The 23701-nt window shown below is 59.8% G+C and carries 24 protein-coding genes; 13 read left to right on the top strand and 11 right to left on the bottom strand.

What is annotated here, in order from left to right:
* Positions 1-203 precede the first annotated feature (203 nt).
* Positions 204-2585 carry a hypothetical protein gene (locus B015_RS0116060; protein WP_157632753.1) on the top strand — a complete coding sequence of 794 codons (2382 nt, stop codon included), beginning with the start codon at positions 204-206 and terminating at the stop codon, positions 2583-2585.
* Complete coding sequence (locus B015_RS0116055) at positions 2570-5614, top strand: hypothetical protein (protein ID WP_018428742.1); 3045 nt, start codon at positions 2570-2572, stop codon at positions 5612-5614. The genes B015_RS0116060 and B015_RS0116055 overlap by 16 nt, the downstream gene beginning before the upstream one ends.
* 3 nt (positions 5615-5617) lie before the next feature.
* Here B015_RS0116055 and B015_RS0116050 read toward each other — a convergent pair whose 3' ends face one another.
* Positions 5618-6121: a hypothetical protein gene (locus B015_RS0116050; RefSeq protein ID WP_018428741.1), complete on the bottom strand. Its 504-nt coding sequence runs from the start codon at positions 6119-6121 to the stop codon at positions 5618-5620.
* A gap of 94 nt (positions 6122-6215) precedes the next feature.
* Here B015_RS0116050 and B015_RS33285 point away from each other — a divergent pair, with 94 nt between their 5' ends.
* Together B015_RS33285 and B015_RS0116040 are read left to right on the top strand one after the other, a co-directional pair.
* A complete protein-coding gene (locus B015_RS33285) occupies positions 6216-6389 on the top strand; it encodes a hypothetical protein (RefSeq protein WP_018428740.1) in 174 nt (57 codons plus the stop codon).
* A gap of 33 nt (positions 6390-6422) precedes the next feature.
* On the top strand, positions 6423-6611 hold the full coding sequence (locus B015_RS0116040; RefSeq protein WP_018428739.1) for a hypothetical protein: 189 nt from the start codon (positions 6423-6425) through the stop codon (positions 6609-6611).
* A gap of 43 nt (positions 6612-6654) precedes the next feature.
* Here the strand turns inward: B015_RS0116040 and B015_RS0116035 are convergent, their stop codons facing one another.
* The 3 genes from B015_RS0116035 to B015_RS0116025 all read right to left on the bottom strand — a co-directional run bounded on the left by B015_RS0116035 (position 6655) and on the right by B015_RS0116025 (position 8106).
* Entirely contained in the window at positions 6655-7056 is a 402-nt protein-coding gene (locus B015_RS0116035) for a hypothetical protein (protein WP_018428738.1), read from the bottom strand.
* A 255-nt stretch (positions 7057-7311) separates the two neighbouring features.
* Positions 7312-7713, bottom strand: a complete 402-nt coding sequence (locus B015_RS0116030) for a hypothetical protein (RefSeq protein ID WP_026227350.1) — start codon at positions 7711-7713, stop codon at positions 7312-7314.
* Positions 7714-7857: 144 nt separating this feature from the next.
* Positions 7858-8106, bottom strand: coding sequence for a hypothetical protein (locus B015_RS0116025; RefSeq protein ID WP_026227349.1), 249 nt, complete (start codon positions 8104-8106; stop codon positions 7858-7860).
* Between the two features lie 385 nt (positions 8107-8491).
* Between B015_RS0116025 and B015_RS0116015 the strand changes: the two genes are divergently transcribed.
* The 3 genes from B015_RS0116015 (at position 8492) to B015_RS0116005 (ending at position 11551) form a co-directional block, all read left to right on the top strand.
* Positions 8492-10084, top strand: coding sequence for a hypothetical protein (locus B015_RS0116015; RefSeq protein ID WP_018428733.1), 1593 nt, complete (start codon positions 8492-8494; stop codon positions 10082-10084).
* Entirely contained in the window at positions 10081-10530 is a 450-nt protein-coding gene (locus tag B015_RS32220) for a hypothetical protein (protein WP_018428732.1), read from the top strand. The genes B015_RS0116015 and B015_RS32220 overlap by 4 nt, the downstream gene beginning before the upstream one ends.
* A 241-nt stretch (positions 10531-10771) precedes the next feature.
* Complete coding sequence (locus B015_RS0116005; protein WP_018428731.1) at positions 10772-11551, top strand: LamG-like jellyroll fold domain-containing protein; 780 nt, start codon at positions 10772-10774, stop codon at positions 11549-11551.
* 180 nt (positions 11552-11731) lie between these two features.
* Here B015_RS0116005 and B015_RS31040 read toward each other — a convergent pair whose 3' ends face one another.
* The 4 genes from B015_RS31040 to B015_RS31025 form a co-directional block, all read right to left on the bottom strand.
* Positions 11732-12487: a glycosyltransferase gene (locus B015_RS31040; RefSeq protein ID WP_018428730.1), complete on the bottom strand. Its 756-nt coding sequence runs from the start codon at positions 12485-12487 to the stop codon at positions 11732-11734.
* A 147-nt stretch (positions 12488-12634) separates the two neighbouring features.
* Positions 12635-13366: a methyltransferase domain-containing protein gene (locus tag B015_RS32215; protein ID WP_157632752.1), complete on the bottom strand. Its 732-nt coding sequence runs from the start codon at positions 13364-13366 to the stop codon at positions 12635-12637.
* A gap of 242 nt (positions 13367-13608) precedes the next feature.
* Positions 13609-14361 carry a glycosyltransferase family 25 protein gene (locus B015_RS31030; RefSeq protein WP_157632751.1) on the bottom strand — a complete coding sequence of 251 codons (753 nt, stop codon included), beginning with the start codon at positions 14359-14361 and terminating at the stop codon, positions 13609-13611.
* A gap of 401 nt (positions 14362-14762) precedes the next feature.
* Positions 14763-15254, bottom strand: a complete 492-nt coding sequence (locus tag B015_RS31025; RefSeq protein ID WP_018428726.1) for a CatB-related O-acetyltransferase — start codon at positions 15252-15254, stop codon at positions 14763-14765.
* 487 nt (positions 15255-15741) lie between these two features.
* Between B015_RS31025 and B015_RS31020 the strand changes: the two genes are divergently transcribed.
* From B015_RS31020 to B015_RS0115940, 6 genes are all read left to right on the top strand, one after another.
* Positions 15742-16602 carry a hypothetical protein gene (locus tag B015_RS31020; RefSeq protein WP_018428723.1) on the top strand — a complete coding sequence of 287 codons (861 nt, stop codon included), beginning with the start codon at positions 15742-15744 and terminating at the stop codon, positions 16600-16602.
* A gap of 2 nt (positions 16603-16604) precedes the next feature.
* The gene (locus B015_RS0115960; protein WP_018428722.1) at positions 16605-16817 is read left to right on the top strand and encodes a hypothetical protein; all 213 of its coding nucleotides are present in this window, start codon (positions 16605-16607) and stop codon (positions 16815-16817) included.
* Entirely contained in the window at positions 16814-17041 is a 228-nt protein-coding gene (locus B015_RS0115955) for a hypothetical protein (protein ID WP_018428721.1), read from the top strand. Before B015_RS0115960 ends, B015_RS0115955 begins: the two co-directional genes overlap by 4 nt.
* Positions 17035-17253, top strand: a complete 219-nt coding sequence (locus B015_RS0115950) for a hypothetical protein (RefSeq protein WP_157632750.1) — start codon at positions 17035-17037, stop codon at positions 17251-17253. The genes B015_RS0115955 and B015_RS0115950 overlap by 7 nt, the downstream gene beginning before the upstream one ends.
* Positions 17250-17591, top strand: a complete 342-nt coding sequence (locus B015_RS0115945) for a hypothetical protein (protein ID WP_157632749.1) — start codon at positions 17250-17252, stop codon at positions 17589-17591. Before B015_RS0115950 ends, B015_RS0115945 begins: the two co-directional genes overlap by 4 nt.
* 204 nt (positions 17592-17795) lie before the next feature.
* Entirely contained in the window at positions 17796-18974 is a 1179-nt protein-coding gene (locus tag B015_RS0115940) for a succinylglutamate desuccinylase/aspartoacylase family protein (RefSeq protein ID WP_026227347.1), read from the top strand.
* 2053 nt (positions 18975-21027) lie between these two features.
* Here B015_RS0115940 and B015_RS33275 read toward each other — a convergent pair.
* The 3 genes from B015_RS33275 to ade form a co-directional block, all read right to left on the bottom strand.
* Positions 21028-21183: a hypothetical protein gene (locus tag B015_RS33275; RefSeq protein WP_018428715.1), complete on the bottom strand. Its 156-nt coding sequence runs from the start codon at positions 21181-21183 to the stop codon at positions 21028-21030.
* A gap of 362 nt (positions 21184-21545) precedes the next feature.
* Complete coding sequence (locus tag B015_RS0115915; RefSeq protein WP_018428713.1) at positions 21546-21776, bottom strand: hypothetical protein; 231 nt, start codon at positions 21774-21776, stop codon at positions 21546-21548.
* An 84-nt stretch (positions 21777-21860) separates the two neighbouring features.
* Positions 21861-23651, bottom strand: coding sequence for an adenine deaminase (ade, locus tag B015_RS0115910; protein ID WP_018428712.1), 1791 nt, complete (start codon positions 23649-23651; stop codon positions 21861-21863).
* Positions 23652-23701 lie beyond the last annotated feature (50 nt).

Raw genomic sequence — 23701 nt, 5'->3', positions numbered from 1 at the left:
AATAGCACATGGTAAACATCCCTACCGCTCGTGACGTGGGTTACAACAACCCGCGCTCGGGCCGCATCGCGAATTCCGGGCCGACGCCCATGGTCGGCGCTGCCATGCAGGACGCTGGCCAGTCCATCGTGCAGGCAAGCTACAGCCTGCTCGAGCTGGCCGAGCGCGAGAAGATCGACGTCGCCAACGACCGCTCGAATGCCGTGTCGACCAGCCTGACGCGATTTCTCGCCGATGAGGAACAGCGTTTCCTCAAGGCGCGCGAGGAGAGTTCGGAAAGCGGCATCGGCTTCACGCGCCAGTTCATGGAGGGCCACCAGCAGCGCGCCAACGACTTCGCCAAGGCCAATTTCGAGGGCCTGACCAAGGACGCGCAGACCACCTATCTCAACAACATCCTGGCGCGCGGCAACGTGCTCTATGAGAAGGCCGACGAATACGAGCGCAACGCCAAGGGCGCCTATTACGACCGCACCACCAACACCAACCTCGACACCTACCGCACCCAGATCCGCAACAATGCGGCGAACTTCGAGGATCTGAAGCGCCAGGGCCTGGAAGCGATCAACTCGGCAAACATGCCAGAGCCGTGGAAGGCGGCGCGCCGGCAGCAGTGGGAAGCGGACGCGGCCGAAAGCAAATGGCGCTGGAAATTCAGTCAGAACCCGACGCAGGCGCTTGCCGACCTCAAACCGAGCGGCACGAAAAGCCTGATCCGCGCGGAAGAGGGGTTCCGCGACGAACCGTACCGGGACGTCAATGCCTGGCGCATCGGCTATGGCTCCGACACGGTGACGCTTGCCGATGGCTCGCATGTTCCCGTGAAGCCGGGAATGAAGATTACGCGTGAAGACGCCGAACGTGATCTGCAGTACCGCCTTGCCGAGCGCGAAGGAAAAAGGGCCCGCGAGCAGATCGGCGCGAAGTGGGATAGCCTTCCGCTCAACACTCGGGCGGCGCTGGAGTCCGTTGCCTACAACTATGGGTCACTGCCCGGTGAGGTCGTCGATGCGGTGAAGACGGGAGACACCGAAGCCGTCGCCAGTGCGGTTGAGGGTCTGTCAGCCAACCCAAATCGGCGCAAGCGCGAAGCCGCGCTTATCCGCGGTGGCGGCAGCGTCGAACCTGATGACGAGTATGCTGCCATCCCACACGACCGCCGCGAAGTCCTGGCTGCCTGGGGCGAGACGGAACACAGCCAGCAGGTGACGAAAGACCGCGTCACGACGAAGCATCACTATGATGACCTGATTGCCACCGAGCCAGACACGGTTCGGGAAAGCGTGATCCTCGATGACCCGAAGCTCGACAACGGCGACAAGGCCGTTCTGGTGAATGCTCTCCGCACTGCGCAGAAGGACAGCGGCGCAGTGAATGCCATGATCGGCGCCATGGCAAAAGGCGACGTGTCGGTGAATTCTTTCGACAACGACCAGACGAAGGTCGCCAACAATGCCTACGACAAGCTCATCGGCGCAGCTAAGGATGCTGACGAGCAGCGAGCCATCACGTCCGATTTTGTGGCACGCACCCGCTACATTCCGAAGCGGGTTCAGGCAGAACTGCGGAATGGTGCCGCGTCAACGGATGCGGCGACAATGGCGCAGGCCATGGAGGCGAGCCTTAGCCTGTCGAAGACGGCCCCCGCATCCTTTGACGCCTTCGAGGGTTCGGCTGCCGTCCGCAAGAAAATGGACGTGTACCGGGCCTTTACCCAAGACATGGGTTTCACTCCGGAGGAAGCGGCAAAGAAGCTGATCAAGGCGAATGATCCGGCCTATGCCGGTCCACGTGAAGCGCTCTTCAAATCGAAGACGGTTGCCGACGAACTGAAGAAGGTAGATGCGGCCTCGATTGCGGCGACGTTCGACAACAGTTTCCTTGGCATTGCTTCAAACCCGTCACTGGGACCGAACGAGATGGCCGCCGCGGCCATGGTCGAGAATTTTCGCTCGATCTACGAGGAAGCCATCGTGGATGCGGGCGGCGATCTGGTCGCAGCCAAGAAAGCAGCGACCGAGCGGTTTCATCGCACCTATGGCGTGTCCGCGCTTTCCACCATGGGTAGCAAGGTGGTCGTCAAAAACCCACCCGAAAAGCGGTACCCGGTGGGGCCAGACGGCTCGCACGACTACATACGCAACCAGCTTGCCGCCGATCTGAAGAAAAATGGCATAGAGGCCGATGAGGTTTTCCTGAACCCCAATATCGACACGGACCAAGATATCCGTGCGGGCCGACCGGCTAGCTATCATGTGTTCTACGAAAAGAACGGTCAGCTTCAGATGTTCAATTTCCCCTTCTATCCGGACCCTGAGGCGGCCAAAGCTGAAGCCCTCAAGGCTTCCGAAGCGATCAACAAGAAAAACAAGGCGGCAATCATCGAAGACACCGCCGCAGGCAAGGACGCGCTCGCGGCGACTGAAGGTAGCCCAGCCTCGATACAGGCGCAGGCAGTCGAGGCGGCGCGCTACAAGTCGCGGCTTGAGCGAGCGCGTCGCGAAGAGCGCGTCGCCAATCCTGGCCCTCTGGGCGGGAGCAACAACGCAGATGAACTTCAACCCACGCCATGGAATGCCATGTGATGCCGTTCCTCTTTGATCGCCCCATCGATGATGCAGGGACAATTGGCGTGTCGGAGTTCGACAAGCCAGACCCGACTTTCCTTGAGACGCTTTTCGCCGCCTATCGCAACGGCAACATGGTAGGTTCTACCTTCACGCGGGTTCGCAACAACATGGCGGCCGGCGACGTCGTTACTCCCGACCCCGACTACAATGTCTATCAAGACCCCGAAATGAAGCCGTATCTCGACGAGGATCCGACCATCGGCGAAGACATTTTCAACAGGGCTGCCGCCAGCGCAAGGCGAGCGCAGATCGACCAGGAGAAGAGGGACCAACAGACGCTTGCTGCCAGCGGCTGGACCGGTAAGGGCCTGTCAATGTTGGCAGGCTTCACCGATCTGCCCACCCTGCTGCCTGGCGGGTCACTGGTGCGTTCTGGTCGCGTAGGCTACTCGGTGTTGCGGTCGGCGGCGGCTAAAGGTGTGGCGGATGGGGTAGGCACAGCGTTGCAAGAAGCCGTGTTGCACGCCACGCAGGAGACACGCACAGGGCGTGAAAGCGCGGTTAACATTGGCGGCTCCGTGATCCTGGGCGGCCTTCTCGGTGCCGGTGCCTCTCGGCTCTTATCTCATGGCGAATGGTCGCGCGTTTCGAAACAGCTTGAAGCTGATCTCGCCGATGACGTCCCGAACCCGGCCGCTGTCTCCGAAACCATCGTCAAGCGCATGCAGTCGGCTGGTGCCGCGGCTACCGATGATCTGGACTTATCCGACCTCGGAATCGGCGGATCGCGGACAGCCGAAGTTGTCGCAAGGGCCACGGCTGCGGCGCGCATCAATCCCGGTATCCAGACGATGCTGTCGCTTTCGGCAAAGGTCCGCGAAATCTATCGCAGGCTGGTCGACAACCCGATCGACACGACCATGAACATGGAAGGTCGCAGCTTGGGCGCTGACGTAGAAAACTCTGTGAAGCTCTATGAGCGCGGGGCCGTGGCTGACTGGAGGGTGGGTGCGAAGAAACTCTATCGTGATGCCCGAAAGACTGGATATTTGGGAACTTGGGGAGAGTTCTTAGAGGCCGCGGCGAAAGCCGGCCGGCGCAACGATATCGACCCAAACGGCAATGAGTTTGTAACCCGTATCGCGCAGGAGGCGCGCGCCAAGGTCGTCGACCCGCTTCTTGCTCGCGCGAAGGAGCTCGAGCTCTTGCCGCGGGACGTCAAAACGACGACCGCAGCCAGCTACGTCACACGCCTGTGGAACCGCCCGCGCCTGATCGGCGAGGAAACGCGGTTCCGGGAGATTTCCCGGAGATACTTCAACCGGATGATGGATCAGGCTGTGGTCCGGCAAGAGGAAATCCCTGAGTTCCTCAGCACAAGCGACCGCGCCGACTATGTCGAGGAAATCGTCTCGGCTGTCTTCAACAACCTGACGGGCCGAGGCGTAACTGATGTTCCCGAATGGCTGGTGCCGGCGAAACGCGGACCGCTCAAAGAAAGGGTGTTCAACATCGCCGACGAGGAAGTTGAGGACTTCCTCGAAAACGATATGGAACGGATACTTCGCCGCTATGCCCGAACGATGGCGGCGGAAGTCGAGCTTACCCAGAAGTTCGGCCGTGCTGACATGAAAGAGCAATTCGACGAAATCATCCGCGAATACGATGGGTTGCGCAAAGCAGCCACGACACCAGAAGAACGCCAAAAGCTGGTGGACGCTGAAAAGCGCGACATGACCAATCTTCAGGCGTTCCGCGACATGATCCGCGGCACGTATCGCGCGGCTGAAGAGGGGAGCGCCTGGAGTGCGATCACGCGCGCGGCGCTGACCTGGAACCGTGTGCGCCTCATGGAGGGCGTAGCGATGCCCAGCCTTGTCGATGCTGCCAACGTCGTCGGCAAATTTGGAATGCAAGCGTTCATGTCCGATGCGCTGCCGGCACTCGTCAGCGGCACCAAGGCGGCTCGCATCGCTCGACAGGACGCCCGTGAACTGGGCTTGGTGACTGAGCGGGTGCTTCAGGCGCGCCTGGCATCGCTGGCCGACCTTCAAGACCCGTATCGTTATGGATCCAGGTACGAGAAATTCCTGTCGAACGCCTCAAATCTGTTTTCCAAGGCGACGGCGCTTTCTCTGTGGAACGACACCATGCGCACCGTCGTTTCGGTGATGTCGCAGAACCGCCTGTTGCAGAACATCGAGAAGGCTACGACCGGGGGGGCGCTCGACTTCAACCGCATTGACAAGGCTGGAGCCGCCTACATGGCAATGCTCGGCATTGACGAGCATATGGCCCAGCGCATCGGCGACCAGTTCCGCCGGCACGGCCTCCAGGAAGAGGGCATCTACGGCGCCAATGCTTCGCGCTGGGATGATGAGGTCGCGAGGCGCGTATGGGCTGCCGCCCTGAACAAGGATGCCGACCGAACCATCATCATCAAGGGCGTTGCAGACAATCCGCTCTGGATGAAGTCGAACCTCGGGAAGCTGGTTTTTCAGTTCAAGTCGTTCGCCTTGGCATCGCACCAGCGCATTCTGATCGCCGGGCTTCAGGAGCGCCCGCACCGCCTGGCCGAAGCGATGGTCTTTGCGACCGGCATCGGGATGATGATCAGCTATCTGAAGCATGCCGAGCGTGGCGACTTCGACGAGGCTGACCGGCTGATGAGCAATCCAGGGCTCTGGATAGCGAACGGACTCGACCGCTCCGGCATTCTCGCGATCCCCTTTGAGATCAGCACTGTCGAAAAGCTTGGTGGTAAGGGGGGCGTCTCGGCCGCGCAGGCTATCGCCGGCGACAAAGACCGCGGCGGAAGCTCGTCGCGGTATGCCAGTCGAGGGCTGCGGAGGGCTGTCGGCGGCCCGTCAGTCGGCCTGTTTGAGGATCTGCATACGCTTGCACTGCAGGCATCTGGGGGTGACTTCAACAAGGCCGGAACGAATGCCCTGTTGCAGCAAATTCCTGGCGATACCCTGCCAGAAGTCCGTTCAGCGATCCACTTTGGGATTAAGCCGGCGTTGGTCGATGCCGTCGAAAACTGACGCTCAATCTACGGAAAGGGCGCTGTATGAGTGAACCTTGCTGGCGGCAGTTTTGGCTATCCTATTGAGTGTGTCAAAGTCTGGGTTCCGCGTTGGTTTCGCCGTACCAATGATGGTCTCGAAGTAGGCGCTCTTACGGCGCTCTAACTCGATTTCCATCTGCTCAAACTGGCTATCTGATATCTCCCCCCGGACCGATTTCACGAACAGGCCGGCCTTCTCCGCATAGAACCTTGCCAATTCGTCCGTCGACAACTCGCCAGCGAGCGTTTCCAAGCCAGCGTAGTGGCGGGCTATGACTTTCCTCGCCCACATAAACCCGTCCTTGGCGTTCTCTGGGTCGTTGAACATTCTCTTTGCTTTCTCGGTCAGCAGGTTTTCTGCGGTCTTGACCACAAACAGTCGCTCAACCTCAGGTGCTGTTTTCAGGTTCTGGGCATCATCCGGCAAGAACTGCGCTTGAGCGGAGCAGATCAAGAGCAGCAGTCCGGCTACGGCTGCAGTCATCAGGCTCAATGCCCTAGCGTTCGTACACATTGAAAGCCCACCCCCGCACCTGAACAGCTCGCGCAGGCGAGCCGTTTCCCGCTAAGGATAAATCATGGCTACAGAATTCGACAACTCTCTGCATCGGGGTCTTTTTCTCGCCGGCACGACGCTCACCAGCGAAACCGGCAAACATGTCCGGGTGTCCGAGCTGGTGCTGTCGGCGCTCAGGGCGACCGGCGTCTTCAGCAACATGGGCGACGGTATCGTCGCGCAGAATCAACCATGATCCGAACCTGTCGCTGGACGAAAAGGTCAGTAGATGAAGGGGCTGGCCGCGGAAGCCGGCGCACTGCGCAATGCCATGGATGTAGCCACCGACCTGGTCTCGCGGCCGGTCAATGCCACAGCGGCGAAGATCAGCAACGATTTCCGCGCTTGGCAGTCGATGGTGAAGTTTGGCGGCGTGGTGGCTGCTGCGGCGCGCCGAAGCAGCCAGCGCCGAATTTGACCAGACGATTGCAAGCGTTTTGGCCGGCGATGATGCAGCCTTGCTACCGGACGGCATCGGGTTGGAAATGCCCAAGGGATAGTCTTGCCGTAGTGCCCGACGGCAAGATGATCGCAATCAATGCCAGAAACGGCTTGCTGTCAGGCGTCATTGCCGAGGGCGATTTTCGGAAAAGGCGCGCAATACCCATCACAATGGATAGCCAGATCGCTGCTGCCAGTACCGAATAGAATGATCGAGTGATGTGGTCCTCGATCTGGTCCCCAGGGAAGGAAAATGCACCAGTAGCAAACGCAACGAAAAAAACGAGGCAGATGAGGGCCGGAAACTTAACGCCAAAGCCTTTTCCTTTGAAGTAAAAGTGAACTGCAATCGCGCCACCCCATAGAAGTGGATCGATCATCGTCCCGAGCAACCTGCCGGTAAACGCCGCCAATTCTAACATTGTGTTGCCCCCTCTGACATGGTGACGGATACAAACCCAGTTTCCCCAATCACGCAAGAGTCCAGGGCGACCGGGACGTGGAAGCCATGGCAGGGCGATGTATTTCATTCGGGGCGTAGGTGAAGCAAATGGATGCAGTCGCAGTCGGGCGAGCCGCGACGGGTTCCTCATCCCGGCGCCAACGCACTATCTTCAATCATGTCTCGCGTATAACGTGTATTGAGCCCGAAATAACCCTCGCTTTCAAGGTTTGCCCTAGTCACAGACCAAAGAGTTCAAACTTCCATCCAAAACGGTATGGCAACGGCCGCTGTCTATGGCTTTCATGCGCCAGCTGATGCCGGGGATGTCGTCGGTGAGCATGGCCAGGCCAAGGCACAGCACAGCAAACGTCACGATGCCGATCATCCAGCCCAGCCAATCCTTGCTGGACGCCCTTGCCATTTTGATGCCGATCCAGGCACCGGCTGCCATTGCGGCAATCGGGCAGCCAGAGTGCAGCAGATAGGCAACAAAGGTCTCGGCGACCCCAACCACGAAATCGCGCTCGCCCCATGCGGCGCGAACGGAGTCGAGCAGCACCATGTTGGCGATGCCGGATGTCCACCTCGCCCAGGCCGGCCATTCCGACCATCGGTCAAACAAGCGAACAAGCATTGGCGCCCCTAAGGTCGCTGCGGTCCGAGGCCGCATGCGCGACCGGTTTTATGCTGATTTCACCCAGGACGATCAAGATTAGCGCAGATCATCTTGACGTGCCGTGTCTCTACATCTGCGTCGGCGGTGCCTGTCGTCATTAAGTCAGAACAGTTCGCCGCCGGTTCCGTAACCATTGATGAAACGGTCCAGCAGGCCCACGGAAACCATGATGGCGGTAAACGCTCCGGCGAATATCCAGAGTATGGCCGTCGGATTCTTGCGCAGAAAACGGATGTTCTCCTCTCTGTTTTCTGCACGAAAGAATGACCGGTACAGGATGAAAAGCGTGATCGCCACGGCGCCGATGGCGGCGTGGATCCATGAGAACCAGACAAGGAATGTGTCGAGCATCGGCGCAGAATCCTGGGTCACGGCAGATGGAAGGAGAAATCGTGGCGCCGTTCAACGTTCCGCCAACTGATCCCGTCCTGCATGGAAGAGGGCGTTTCGGATCTCCGCAGCGCGGGGCGTGATCTTCCGGCCCCCGGTTGTGATCGGGCCCATCCGGCAGACCATGGCAGCCGGCTCAACAGCGCAACCTCTCGAGGGCCGGCCCGTGTCGGGTTTCCCGGCTTGTTGCGCTGGTTGGCAATAGTTGCTCCTGAACAAACGTCGATCGACGTCGAGCCGCGCCTGTGCACCGTTGACGCCAAGCGCAAAGAACATCGGCATTTCCTTTGACATCACCACCCTGAACAGCTCGCCTCGGCGAGCCGCTTTGCTTTGAGGATAAGACATGGCGACAGAATTCGACAACGCGCTGCATTGGGGTCTTTTCCTCACCGGCACCACGCTCACCGGCGAAACCGGCAAATATGTCCGGGTGTCCGAGCTGGTGCTGTCGGCGCTCAGGGCGACCGGCGTCTTCAGCAACATGGTCGACGGCATCGTTGCGCCTGACATCGACAGGCTGTGGCTCGACAAGAATTTCGATCCTGCGATCCTGAAGGAATGGGACGCAACCGGCGCCTCATGGGTGCCGATGACCTATGGCCGGCTGTTTGGCCGTGCTGCCGTGGACAAGCTTGCGGTGACGGGCGGGACGGGCAACGCGGTCGTCGTTTCCCAGCCCGCGGGTTTCCAGGCGGCCAGGCTCTATCTGATGACGCCTTTGGCCGACAACAGCGGTGCTGCGACGATCAACGTGTCTGGCGTCGGGACTTATCCGGTCAAGTACGGCGATGGCTCGGACCTCGGGGCTGTCGAGTTCAAGGCGGGACGGCAGGCGGTGCTGTTCTTTACCGGCACTCGGTTTGAGGTGCTTTTCCCCCTGGCCCTGATGTCCGCCGCTGTTGTCGCCGCGCAGGCATCAGCCGACGCTGCAGCAGCCAGCGCTTTGCTGAGCCAGAAGTATGCGGCGAACCCTGAGGACGTCGAGGTCGGGCCCGGGCTGTACTCATCGCGGCACTATCTCGCGAAGGTGATCGCCTACTGGAGCCTCATCACCAACACGCTTGGCGGCTGGATACATGGTGCTACCGACAAGCCGACACCGACCGGAGCAGACGAAATCGGCATTGCCGACAGCGCGGGCGGCCTGTGGGGGCTCAAGAAGCTCTCTTTGGCAAATCTAGCCGGGTGGCTGAGTTCGCTGACGCAGACGCTGACGAATAAGACGCTTGATGCGGCAAGGCTCATCGGCACCATCACTCATGACAAGACCGATCCCGTTCCGGTGTTCGGACCCATACTCGACGTGTTCTGGGACAGGATCGGTGCGGCAACGAACGTCGTCTATCAGGTTGCGATCTCGACCCGTAGCAGCACCAACGTCAAACGCCTGGTTGCTGCGTGGGGTGCGGCAGTTAGCAGTGTCACCAACGGTGCTGAAAACGTTACTTTCTATTGGCAAACGATCACCGGGGGTACTCTTGCCACCCGAATGCAGCTTGGCGCGGGCCTGTTCACAGCAAATGCCACGGGAGGTGACAAGGGTTCGGACACTATCAATGCCAAGGGCTTTTACGTCGATGGCGTTTTGATCCCGTTTCAGAAAGAGTTTGTCAGTGGTCTGCAAACGGTTACAGCAGCAGGTCGCCTTACCATCGCCCACGGATTGGGCTTCACTCCGAAACTCATTATCGCAGAGCTTGTTCTAACGGCAGCGGTGGGGGGATATGCTAACGGCGACGTGATAGAGTACACGGGCGCTCCGGTAGCGTTCGCTTCGTTCGGATATGGTCAAACCATCAGAAAAACGACGGTCAACATCGAGGTGCAGTACGGCGACTACACGTCAGGAATATATTGGCTCCATGTCAGAAACACCGGTGCTCCTGGCGGAATTCCGAACAATCAAGTTCAGATCAGATTCAAGGCATACGGATGATGGAGCAGACAGCGAAATTCTATGTCGACATTCGTGGCAGCTACATCGGTTCTTTTGACGGAGGTTGGCTTCGGTCTCTGGTTCCCGACGAGAATGGCAACGAAGCACCGCCGGTTTGGATATCTCCAGAGATTCCGGTCGGTGCGATTGAGGTTCCGATACCACCTGAGCATGGGGGGCAGACCTGGGACCATGGAACCATGACATGGAGTGTCCCCCCAGTTCCCGTCACCACCCTGTATGCCGTGGATCTCTGGTCGCGACTGACGAACGCCGAAGCCGAACAGGTCGAAGGAGCCATGGCGACGCAGCCGGTACGCGTCCAAAGCATCTTTAAGGCGGCGACGTCATATCGCAGCGATCATGAACTCTGGCCGCTTCTCCAGGTGATCGCGGTTGACCTGTTCGGCCAAGCAAGAGCCGCCGAAATCCTAGCTTCTTCCTAGCCGGCGCATAAACCATCGCTGCCTAAGTCTCAGAGGCAATTGCGCCCCCACCGCAATCTGAGGCGGTCTCTGAGCAGTTCTACGCGTGTTCGGAAGGTCGCTTTCGCCAAAGCGGTACTATCGGCTTGTCGAGCGGCGGTTTTGTCGGCATGGCCGCAGTCATTGCAAATTCAAGATCGTAACCATTGTCGGTCACAACACACTAACCGGTCGCACTATCGTAAGCTGGAGGACTTCAAAATTGAAAAAGCTCGGCAACCTGTTGGCGCTCTTCCTCGCTGCAATGCTCGGCGCCCTTGCCGCGCCTGTCATCCCGACCATCGCCAATGTCTTCACGGGCTTCGAAATCACAGACCGAGGCATCCTGACCTATGGTGTGCCATTCGTCCGATCTGGGGCGGAGTATGGTAACAACCAGCCGACAGCGTTTGATATCGGGCCGCGCGGTACCCCGGCTGACAATGGTGGCAGCGGCAAGGCGTGGATCGACGTCTGCAACGCGGACTTGATTGCCAACCAGAATGCTCCGGTGACCTGTGTCTACTCGGGTGCCTGGGGCGGCCAGATGCAGCTAGGCACGCGGAGCTTTAACGGCGCGGCCGAGATGCCGCTAAAGCTGCGGATTGGCGTCGGTGAGTTGAACGCGAATGGCCTAGTTATTTACGGCACTGTCACGGCGAACGCCTTCGCGGGCGCTCAGCCTCCGGACGAGGGCGTTGAGAATTTCGCTGGTGGCGGCCAGTTCCGGGCGATCCCGCCCACTCCATTCGGTGCAGGCGATTTCTCCTATGCCTCCTGGGTGAATACTGCCCAAACCAGCTGGGCCGACATCCTCACCCAGGCCAACAGCTATTCGGACTCGAACTGGCATGGCCTGCTGCTCAACGTCAGCGGCCCCGGGCAGATGCAGTGGTATGAGAACACGACCGCGAAAGTCTCGACGTCAACGACCGGGTTCAATGATGGTCAGTGGCACCACGTCGCCATCACGCGCCGCTGGCAACCTCCGCCTGTTCCTTGACGGCCAGCAGAAGGGAGCCACTGTCGCGTCAACATTCTCGTATGGGAACGCCTCAACCGGCCTTCTTCTCGGTGCTCCGAGCTATGCCGGGGGTGGCTCGTTTGTCGGCAAGGTAGACAATTTCACCATTGCCAATACAGCGATGTGGGCCGCTAATTTCACACCACCGGCGAGGTCAAGCTAGCGGAAGGGAACGATCCGCTGGACGGCTTGGCGAGCCCATGTCTTAGCGATCCGGAAGGGATCTCTGGATTTTTCACCCACTGGTAGGAATGGGTCGTGAATGTGCCTGTCATCGCCGATGTGATGGCAAAATCCGGGGACGAGGTAGGCTGTCGTCAGTCCCTTCGCCCTATATCGCAGGTCGATGGAGTGTTCGTCATTAAGGGAGTTGAAGCCGCCAATCGACTGCCAAGTGGCTCGACGTGTCAGTGACGGGTTGAAGGTGAAGGATGCCCACGCCTCGAGATCGTCGATCTTGAGTTGCATCGCCGTTGTACCGCCGACATCGATAACTGTTGGCTCTCCAAGATGTTCGTAAGGGCTGTTACTGAAGTGGCGATATAGGCAGGCCGAACTCCTGACCGAAACGACGCTGACATTTTCCAACGCGTGTAGTGCGTCGAAGCATCGATTGAGAAAGGGAACCCTGTCGAATTCCCAATCATCCTCGCAGTGAAAGATGTACTGGGTCTCTACGAGGGAATACATTTCGTCGACGGTTGCTAGTTGACCTTTTCTCCATTTGTGATGGATTATCGTGGCATCCGGACAAAGTCGCTTTGCTATAGCCGTCGATGCCTCATCACCAAAATCATTCGCAATGATTATCTTCGCGAAGCTATTTGCCGCAAGCAGGGAGCGCAATGTCTTTTCCAGCAGATCGGGTCGGCCGCCGGCAGTTAGGCATAGCGTGATGTTGTTGTCATACTTCATGCTTTGCGTGAAGCCACTAGCGGTTAAGACTCGTCTTTGATTTGGTGCGGAAGTGGAGTGCTGTCCCGCCTGCCGCTTAGGAAGCCGGCGGTGAAGCCGGCTGCAAAGATCAGTAAGCCTATGCCTGTGTAGAGCAGGGCGGTCATATCAGGCGACACCACTTGGACGGCTCTTCATGCCGAACATCTTGCGGACGCGGTTTCGAAGCTTCTTCGCTTCAAGATCGCTAATCTTGCTGGTCTTGTGACCGAACAGTTCGGGGTGAACCAGATCGACGGCAGCCGCCGGGACGGGTGAAAGTCCAAGACGCTCCCCAATCTCTTCCTTGGCGATGAAAAGCAGGTTTTGCTTGTACCAAAAGGGAACCACGGGGTTGCCCCAAATCTTCGGGCGGATGGCATCGTAAATCTTAAAGCCATGGGCTTCGAACCGTGCAGCCCATGAGCTGGGCCACCGTTCGTTGATGTGCGACTGGCCGTCCTGACCTGGGATTGCAGCCGAAAAAAGAATGGCTGGCGCCTGGCGTGTCAGCCAAGCAACTGCCCGTTCGCCGGCAGAATCGGAGATATGTTCGAGCACCTCAGTTGAGATTGCGAGGTCAAACGTTGCGTCAAGATCCGGAAGTTGGCCTTCCAAATCTGCGCGAACAAACTCGTTAATTTCGATCAAAAGTTGATCAGCGGGAACCCATGGCCCATCTATGCCGACGACCTTCGTGGCCCCGAACTTCTTTGCGGAGGCAAGCCATGTGCCTACGGCAGTGCCCAGGTCGACTACTGATTTCGGCTGGAGGGCTGGAAAGATAGTGCTCAGGATCGCATCAGCGACCGGCGTCTCTTGCGAGCGTAGTTCAAAGAACTTTGTATCGTATTGCGCCAAGATGGTCCCCAAAGAAATCGGCGATTGCCTACGCTTAAGGCGTCAAACATTCAATGGGGGATTTGGCGATTTGTGCATGATATTTTCTTATGCCAGGTGGCGAAAAACTTTGGATGCAAAAAATTACGCTGCGTCAGGGGCGTATTTCTCTTTCTGCGGTTGTTTGAGAAAGTCATCATAGCGATGACGCACCTACGCAGGGCGCTCCGCGCTCCGGTCCTTACAGGACGGGACGCCGCAGTTTAGTCGAACCGCACAATCGTTCGCTCGATGCCAGCCAATTTCCACCTGATTTGCCGAAAGGGCCGCAACAATTCATCCGCGAACTTCCGATGAATCGGGCGCTTGGGCTTGGGCTTTGACGCCCCGTCTCCATGCCCGAGAAGACTTGTGAACGCCCCATCGTCTCCGATGTCGTCAAAGATGCTGCGTTGCAACACCGGCGCAGGCGAAATCTGGTAGACGACGCCTTCCGACAGATACGGCTCGGTAAACATATAGTGGTCAACCGGAGCTTGAAATGTTGCGGTCAAGGATAGCAAACGCTCTGCCTGATCCCGGCGAATGATGTATCCGGCGGTACCGAGGTGATTGGAGACAAGGCGCTTCAAAACGCGGGATTTCGCAGCGATCGGACGGCCAGCAAGGCGGATCTTGAAAAGAACTGTCTCCAGTTTGACAATTCCCGCCTTTGGCGGGATCCATCCGCGGTCTTTCAGCAACGGCGAAATGCCGCGGCTCAACCTGGCATCGTCCTCAAAAACCGCAGCGAACTTGTCCTGTGATGCCACCAACCGGCGCCAAGCCTCTCGATGGCTTAGTAGGCACCCGATTTCACCCAGGCCCAGAGGGCTGCCCGAGTACTCGCTACGAGCAAGCGTCGCCCCGTCCACCGCAGGGATCCTGACAAAGTCAACGCCAATCGTTTCAAACTGCCCTCGCATGAAATCGAGCCGAGCAGGGGACCGGTCAAGGTTAATGAGAAATGTCTTCACAGTGCTCACACAAGTATGACGGGTAAGCAAGTCATTCCCATATACAGGCGCGCGAAGCTGGGCTCAAGGACACATCCAATCCGGACGTCGCGAGGCGGGTTCTAGCCCCTGACGATGACGAAACCGAACCTTCGCAACTGTCTCTGAATTTGCCGCCCATGGCTTGCGCCCTGCCGGAATGACGGCGGCTGACATTCCCACAACATAAGGAAATCCCACGGACCGTAGCGAGTTTAACACGGCCTTGTGCGCGCTCGTCTGGCGTGTTTGGATCTGTCGCAAGACGGCACGTGGCTGATAATCGTAGCGATCATGATCTTTGGCCACCATTGGAGATGGTCGCTGTGCACCTGTTCGATCAGGTACGAGCTACCAAGATACTGGCCCTCTCTCAGGCCTGATCATTCCGCCGCCATCGGCGGTGTGCGCCAACCCGGCAGATGCCGATCAAGAAGCGCCTCGGGCCGACCCATAAGAACGTCCCTGTTGGCCCTTAGCTGTTCGTGGCTCCAGTCCCACCAGCGAACTTCCAGAAGCCCACGCACGACCTCGGCAGGAAACCTGAGCTTGATGAGTGTTGCCGGGACGCCACCAACGACAGCGTACGGAGCAACATCCTTGGTTACGACGCTCCCCGCGCTGATGACAGCGCCGTCCCCAATACGGACGTTGGGCATGATCATGGATCGCTGACCAATCCAGACGTCGTTACCTAAGATTATCGGTCCCTTGAAGATAATGCCTTCAGATTTGCTCGCGCCGAAGAAGTGCGGCGGGGCAGTCGTGGTCCTGCCGATACTATGATCGGTGTGGGCAAAGAAGGCGACGTCCGGGCCGATGGAGCAAAACGAACCGATGGTTAGTGGTTCGTCCTCGGCCCGATAATGGTTCATGCGTTCAAGGTGGGCGCCATAGCTGTATCGGCCGATCTCTATGCCAAGAAGCGGCGCCTGATCACGGCGTTTCTTCTCGGGCCAATAGTCACGAAGTCTGGGCTCTCGCAGTCCAATCCGGGTTCGGAATTCTCTAAGAAAACCTATCGTTGCCTCCTAGTCCGGCTTGGTGGCTTCCACTTCGGAAGCTCCCCCTTCTTCACCGATACCACGTTCTGGGTCGGAAATTGAACCGGCGTATCGACGCCTGTCACAGGTGGATGACAACTGTGCGTTCATCCAGCGCATGTGCCACTTCGGCATGTATGACGACAGTCTCGGCGTTCTCGATTTCGGCCATGCCCAGGATCCGTGAGCGGTCAAGATCGCCAAGGCGATGACTGGACCCCGTAGTCGGGTGGTTTTCCCGTATCCGGTCATCCGCAGGCCGCCAGAAGGCCGACAACGCGCCATTTTCCGCCATTTTTCAAACAACATGAGGAACCCCATGGACCGTAGCAAGTTCTACGCGGCCTTGCGCGCGCGTTCGTCCGGCGTGTTCGCAACGTCGCTTTCGCAAGGCCAGGTGGCCGGCCTCGAAGCGCTGCTGAGCGAGATACAGGCAGCCGGCCTGCCGCTTCGACAGGCAGCCTATGTGCTGGCCACACCTTATCATGAAGTCGGCTCGAGCATGGCGCCGAAGACCGAGAACCTGGTCTATTCGTCGGCCGAGCGCATCCGGGCCGTCTGGCCGAAGCGCTTTCCCGGGCTTGGCGATGCGCTGCCCTATGTCCGCAACCCGCAGGTCCTTGCCAACAAGGTCTATGGCGGGCGCATGGGCAACAGCGGTCCGAACGATGGCTGGCTCTTCAGAGGCCGCGGTTTTCCGCAGATGACCGGCCGCGAGAATTATGCGCAATTCGGCGAACTGCTCGGGCTCGATCTCTTGGGCAATCCCGACCTTGCCGGCGAGATCGACGTGTCGGCCCGCATTCTCGTCGCCGGAATGCAGCGCGGCCTGTTCACGGGCAAGAAGCTGGCCGACTTCATCTGTGGCGACAAGGCCGACTATCGCGGCGCCAGGGCGATCATCAATCCCGATGTCGAGGCCAATGGCGACAAGGTCGCCGGTTACGCCAGCGCCTTCGAAGCAGCTCTGCGCGCCGGCTTCTATCTCGGCCTCGCACACCGGCCGCGTCCGACGATCCCGGCGGAGAACGACGAAATGCCGGGCGATGTCCCCGGGCCGATGGTCGTTCTGCGGCCTGCCAAAACAGCGCCGGAGCCGCCCGCCGCCGGGGGCGTCCGCTTCTTCTTCCAGCTCATCGCCAGGGCGCTGGCCGCGCTCTTCCTGCGAAAGGGTCACTGATCATGTGGAGCCGCATCAAACACTTCTTCAAGGACAGCGAAACCATCTTCTGGGCCCGTCTTCAGGCCGCTGTTGGCGCGGGTGCCGTGGCGGTCACATATGTTGATCCGTCGGTGCTTCAGCCCGTCATCCCGGCCGACTGGTTCCCCTGGGTGCTGGTGGCCAATGGCGTCATGACCGAGTATCTGCGCCGGCGCCGGGAGCCGAGCCGATGACCATCCTCGGCTTCATCCTCTCCAATCCCGTCCTCATCGCGATCATGGGCGGCCTGCTGGCTGCCCTGGTGGCCTTCCTGAAGGGCAACAGCCGTGGCGCTCGCCTGGAGCGCGACAGGCAGGCCAGGGCCGAACAGAAGGCGAGGGACGTTGCCGATCAGGTCGACAACGACATCGGCGCGCTGCCGCCGAACAGAGCGCGTGAGGAGCTGAAGAGATGGTGAAGCGGATGATCGGCTGGATTGTCTGGCTGTTGATGCTGATCGCGTTCGTCTCGGGAATGGCGGCATGCACCAGGGCCACGGGCTCATTCTGCGACATCGCCAAGCCGATCCGTCTGGCCGATGTGGCGCAGGACGCATTGTCGGACCAGGAGGTCGCCGACGTGCTGGCCCACAATCGAAAGGGGGCCGCGCTGTGCGGATGGCGTCCGTGACCGCCAGCAACATCGAAATCGAAATTGGCAAGCTCATTGGCGCAGTTGCCGCACTGAGCGACAGCCACAAGGATGCCTCCGAAAGCCGCCGCAGGATGCACGAGGAACTGCAGGCCCTGACCTTGGAAATCCACACTCTGCGGACAGAGGTGAAGGGCCTCAATGAACGGTTGGATGCCATCGAGCCGGGCGTGAAGGACTATCTTGGCATGCAGCAGCAAGTGGCAGGCGCGGGCAAGCTCGGCAGGGCGCTGTGGTGGCTTGGCGGCGTGCTCCTGGCTGCAGCGTCGTCAGCTGCAGCGATGTGGTGCCAGATGACTGGCCGGCCGCCGCCGTAGTCGCGGCCACCATGACCGGCTGTTCCCCGCCCCCCGCCGCCGCAAAGTGGCGGGGCTTTTTTCATTCTTGCCTCGGGCTCCGTGCCCGGCGAGTGTGGAGGAAAAGCCGATTTAACATGGTGCAACGTTCGACCCCGTGACCTTAGGGCGCCTCGTCGAAAGAAGGATGAACAGTCCCACGCTACTTCAATCTGGAGAACCGAAATGCCGAGTGAAGCCAACGGATTGGATCGACGCGATTTCATGATCCTTGCCACCGCCAGCGCAACCGCCCTGATATCGACCGTTGCTGCGGCATCCGCGCAGGATACAGCGACTGCAACGCAGGCGCAGGCCGGAAAAGGCACGCTCTACACAGGCGACGTGATCGAAGGCAAAAAGGTCATCGGGGCCCTCGACGTGAACGACCTCGAACCCGGCAGGCACCACTTCTACTTCGAAGGTGTCCAAAGGGTGGCTGGTCAGCATTGGTACAATGCCGTCGTTGTGGTGAAGGGGGCGAGCCCCGGAAAATGCGTCGCTCTGACCAGTGGTGTTCATGGCGACGAAATGAACCCGATACACTGCATCCAAACAGTGCTGGATCAGCTTGATCCATCAGCCATGGCTGGCACGGTTCTCGCAGTTCTCGACATCTCTCGGCCGGCCATTGAAGGAATGACGCGCCGCTGGCCAGACACGGGACGCGGCTTCGAACTTATCGACATGAATCGCTGGTGGCCGGGAAGCGAGAATGGGCCAAATGCCGTTTCGCGGCATGCGTGGTTGGTATTCAATAAGCTGCTTCGTCCCAATGCGAACTATGCCCTCGACTTTCATACCGCCGCCACCGGCATGGACGCGACGGCATTTCACTTGGCCGACATGACCAATCCAGAGGTCAAGGCGATGGCGGAACTCTTCCCCATCGACCAGATTTTCGACGACCCACAATATCCGACGCTTCTTGCTAACGCATTGATCGCGGAGGGCATACCAGCCTTGACCCCGGAGATTGGCAATCCGCGCAGACTGGACCTCGATATGATCGCGCTATTCGTCGAAGGCACGATGAACGTGCTCCGTCTGCACGGGCTGATTTCCGGTCCCATGGGTCGGACCGGCAGGGACAGTGAGGTCTTTGTCGGCAATACGATGGGCGCCTCGATCGCGACCCATGGCGGCTTCCTCCAACTGCTCGTCAATCTGAACGACAGGGTAGAAGTCGGGCAGAAGGTGGCCATCCAGAGAAACGCCTTTGGCGAGGTCGTGGCTGAATACACAAGCCCAGTGGCAGGGGAAGTGGGTGCGCGACGTACAGATGCGTCAGTGGAGCCTGGCACGCCATTCCTGTTCTATCTCATTCAGGGCAGCAGCACTCCGGTCGAAGACTATCCGGAGTAGGGTTTGTCAGTCGACAAACTCCAGTCCGACTTGCTTCGTTATGATCGCCCCACTGCCGAAAGGTGGTGGGGCTTTTTTCGTTATTCGAGGCTACTGACCCTTCTTAGCCCATTTGGCGATGTGCCCAAGACCAAAGCATCCAGCATCTCATCAGACATAGCGTTGTCCGGACACATGTCTTGCACGAGTTGCCGTGCGCGGGTCTTCGGATCGGCTCCGGGCTCGAATTGCATGAGCTTTCGGAGCGCGGCCTGGATGACGACGAAATCAAAGGCAGACGGTTCTCTCTGGGAAGCGGACATGGCTTCCTCCCTTCGTTGGGGCGGAAGCTCGATGTACGCTCACAGCCGACGGTGCCCGGATCAGTTGCCGTCGATACAATCAAACATAGGGTAGCTTCATGAAAAGACGAGTCTTTCGCTGCCGCGGTTTGGCATCCAGTGGACCTTGATATGATTTCACTGCGAAAAATAGCGGAGTATCTTTAACCCAAATGGGTTACCGCATTTGGCGTATTCTGTTTTGTGACTGCGTTTTGTAGCGTCCCCTCACAGGTAACGATGGGGGCATCAGTTGAAGTTGGGTGAAGTTAAGCGCGGCCGACCGCGGGTGGGCGGAAGCGTTGCGATACATCTGCGCGTTTCGGAGGATCTTGCGGACGCAATCGATACCTATGTCAGCAAGCATTTGTCCGGTGTAAACCGCCAGGAGGCGGTAAGAGAGTTGGTCAGGATGCAGCTCGCCGCATTGGGGCTGCCATATGACGGCGATCCTGTGCACGATAGTTCCCGCGAGGCTGCCGGCTAACCCAAAAAGGGCTCCATGGCGGGGTGGGCTGGCGCAACTTGGCTACGCCCCCCCCTATTGCACCAGCCCCGGCAGGCCCGCTTTGGGGACGGCCTGCGCCCCACAACTTCCGATGACGTTGGGATGCTGTCACTCCTCCAAATGGGGGAGGCCACTGCTCTCATCCATATTCTTGCGCTACTGGGAGGCGCGTTTTCATCATCTGACGCACGGAAATCAAGGAAAGGGCTGCGCTGCGATAATCTTGTCGAGCTTGGCCCGGCCAGGGCCGTGGATTCTGATGAGGGGCCGCACTCCAAGCGCTAACCATCACCTCGGGCGCGCCCGCTTTGGTTGCGGCCCAAGCCCCTCACTCCATGCATGGCACATTGCCGGCTCGGCGGAGTTGTTTGCGAGCGCCTGCACCTGGCTATCAGGCTGACCCCCGCCGTAGCGACTCATGATACCGTGCCGACGCTCCTCCTCTGAAAGACGATGAAGATTTAACTCGAACAGAAGAAGTCGACCCAAGCGGTCGCCATGATTTGGGTATCTCGTATTAGCTGGGTTAAACTCTCAACTGTTTCGGATGATGATCCGTTGTACCGGGGAACGTTGTTTCGATTCAAGCGAGTGGGTAGAAAGGACGAAATCGTCGATTGGATGTTATTTGCAACGTGGCAAGGATCTGGCCTAGGGCTTGTACGAGATTCCGGGCACGACGCGGGGATTGTTTCAGTTGTCCTTCCGATAGAAGCTAAGGTGGAAGGCGAGGTAGCCATCTCCCCCACGTGGTTATGTCGTCATTGGCAAGAATGGATTGACAGTCGTTCCGCCGCCGGTTCCGTGTGGGTATTGAGAGATGGTCGCGGCGAACCAGACAAACTACCAGACGAATAATCTGCGGCGAGCGCAGCAGCAAATATCCTCCGGTCCCGAAAGAAGCCATTTCGAGCGATGACCGGTCCCCTTGGCGTCGCTTTCGCGGCAGTCTCCTCGCCATGTCCGGCCGCGTCTTCGTCAAGTCGCCCCTTGCCGAGCTGATGCGTGGCTGGGCTCGGTAACGCCTTCCTGCGGTCAATGGTGCGCCGACGCTATCCAATCGTCGCGCAAGATGAGGCCCAGAAGGACAGTGCAACGTTCGTCTCGGCCCAATGATCGTCCTGGCGGAAAGAGCGAACTCGGGCCGCCGGTCGCCTGTCGATGCCTGTTCCGAGAGCATCGCAGGCCTAGCGATGAGGTTTTTCGGCCCGCATCGCTCACTCGTTCAGTCGAACGGGTTTGCCGCGGCACTGCAATCCCTTGTCCTGTCCCACGGGAACTTTGACGTTTCTGATTTTTCGCAGGCAACGGCGCCGATGTAAGCGAGGCCGAACCAGACCGAGCCGAGCAACAGCAGGCAGGCGATGAACATCAGCTTCATGGGGCCTCGAGCGGACTGACAGGCACTGGAACACAGGAGTTGCCGGCGACAAGCAAAGCGGCGGGTGGACGATGATCATGCCACATCATGGCGACGGCATCCAAATGGAGCGGCAGGCCTGCCCAGTCCTCATTGATCGTCGTGGCCGTCGTCGAACTTCCTGTCGACGCCCGTCGGTGCGACAGGAAGTTGAACGATCCTTTGCGGACATTGCCTGTCGTTTCGTCATTGACCGAAGCGCTGGAAAAGAAGGCCCGGGCGTGATCCAGGCCATGCCGTCCGTTGTCTATCGGCAGGTTGTCGCAGCAGGGCATGCGCCCTGCCGGCTGCGGCCGGCGGGGACATCTGCTCCCTGAAGCTGCTTATTGAAGCGCGGCGCCCAGGCCGTACCCGGGCGTCTCGTCTCCGGCCCGGGCCGCGGCAATCAGGAAGTGAGCCCTGACAAGATAGTCTTCCAGGCCCCAGAGCTCGATCGGGTTGCCGGCCAGAATGTAGAGTTCCAGGGCCCGCGCCACGACGACGTGTCCTTCGTCCGGCCCTCTGGCAATCCTGGCGGATGCGACTTTGCTCATGTCCCTGATCTTGCCACGCATGGGCTCGCGCCGCAAGATGTTCGCATTCTGTTCCTGGGCTCGGAGCAAGTTCCATCGGCCCGGGAACCCCGGGCCGTCGCCCCGTCAATTCGTGATGATGACGTCGGTCTTCTCGAACCTGGTGACGTCGATCAGCCCCTTGTCCGAGATGCGCAGTTCCGGAATGACGACGAGCGCCAGCAGCGAGTGCTGCATGTAGGCGTTGTTGAGGTTGCAGCCGCATTCGCGCATGGCTTCGACCAGCCTGCCGGCCTTGACGGCAACCACTTCGGCCCGCTCGTCCGACATCAGGCCGGCGACCGGGAGTTCGACCAGCGCCAGCTCCTTGCCCTCGCTGATCATCACGATGCCGCCGCCGACCTCCTGCAGCCGGTTGGCGGCCTTGGCCATGTCGGCCTTGTTGGTGCCGACGACGATGATGTGGTGGCTGTCATGGGCAACGGTGGAGGCCATGGCGCAATCCCTGGCGTAGCCGAAGCCCGAGACGAAGGCATTGACCACCTCGCCGGTGGCCCGGTGGCGCTCGACCAGCGCGATCTGGCAGACGTCGCTGGCGCGGTCCATCGCAACGATGCCGTCCTTGACCGGCAGATCCCGCACCAGCGCCTTGGTCGGCGCCTGGTTCTCGACCACGCCGATGACCCGCACCTGCACTTCGGCAGCGCCTGATGCGGCAATGTCGAAGTCAGAGGCAGCGAGCTTCCTGCCGAGCTTCACCGTGTTCTTGGCATTGTCGGGATACCGGTAGGCGGGCATGTCGGCGGCAAGCGCGCCGTCCCTGGCCAAAAGCTTGCCGCGCGCAAACACCATCTCGATCGGCAACGACGCCAGGTCCGAAGTGATGACGAGGTCGGCGCGCCGGCCTGGCGCGATGGAGCCCAGTTCGCGCTCCATGCCGAAATGCTGGGCGGTGTTGAGCGTCGCCATCTGGATCGCCGTGACCGGTTTCAGCCCTTGTGCGATGGCGTGGCGAACCACCCGGTTCATGTGCCCGTCATTGACCAGCGTGCCCGAGTGGCTGTCGTCGGTGCAGAGAATGAAGTTGCGCGGGTCGATGCCGCGTTCGGTGATCGCCTTGACCTGGGCGGCGACGTCGTACCAGGCCGAGCCCAGCCGCAGCATGGCGCGCATGCCCTGGCGGACGCGGGCGATGGCGTCCTCGACGGTCGTCCCCTCATGGTCGTCGGCAGGGCCGCCCGCCACATAGGCGTGGAAGGCATGGCCGAGATCGGGCGAGGCGTAATGTCCGCCGACCGTCAGGCGCGCGGCCTGCGTAGCGGCAATCTCGGCCACCATCTTGGGGTCGTTGGCCGCGACGCCGGGGAAATTCATCATCTCGCCAAGACCGATGATGTTTTGCCAGGCCAGCGCCTCCCTGACGTCGTCGGAGCTGAGCTGCGCACCCGCGGTCTCCAGTCCCGGTGCGCTCGGCACGCAGCTCGGCACCTGCACCAGCACGTTGATCGGCAGGCTCTGCGCTTCCTCGTTCATCAGCCGCACGCCGAACAGGCCGAGCACGTTGGCGATCTCATGCGGGTCGATGAACATCGTGGTCGTGCCGTGGGGTATGACGGCGCGGGCGAACTCGGTCACCGTCACCAGGCCGCTTTCGACATGCATGTGGCCGTCGCACAGGCCAGGCACGAGATAGCGGCCTTCGGCGTCCACGACCGTCGTGGTCTCGCCGATCGTATGACCGGCATCGGGTCCGACATAGGCAAAGCGTCCGGCCGAGACCGCGACATCCGTGCCCGGCACGATCTCGCCGGAATAGACATTGACCCATCTGCCGTTGCGGATCACCAGATCGGCTGGTGTCCGCCCCATCGCCACGTCGACAAGGCGCGGGGCGGTTTCAGACCAGGGTTGAAGCATGGCGGGGGATTTCCTTTGAAAGGTGAGGGGCTGGCGGGCGCCGGAACGCC

This window comes from Hoeflea sp. 108, assembly GCF_000372965.1.
In the GTDB taxonomy this organism is placed as follows: domain Bacteria; phylum Pseudomonadota; class Alphaproteobacteria; order Rhizobiales; family Rhizobiaceae; genus Aminobacter.
Note: the sequence above shows the minus strand (reverse complement) of the source record. Positions and strands in the feature narration are given on the sequence as shown.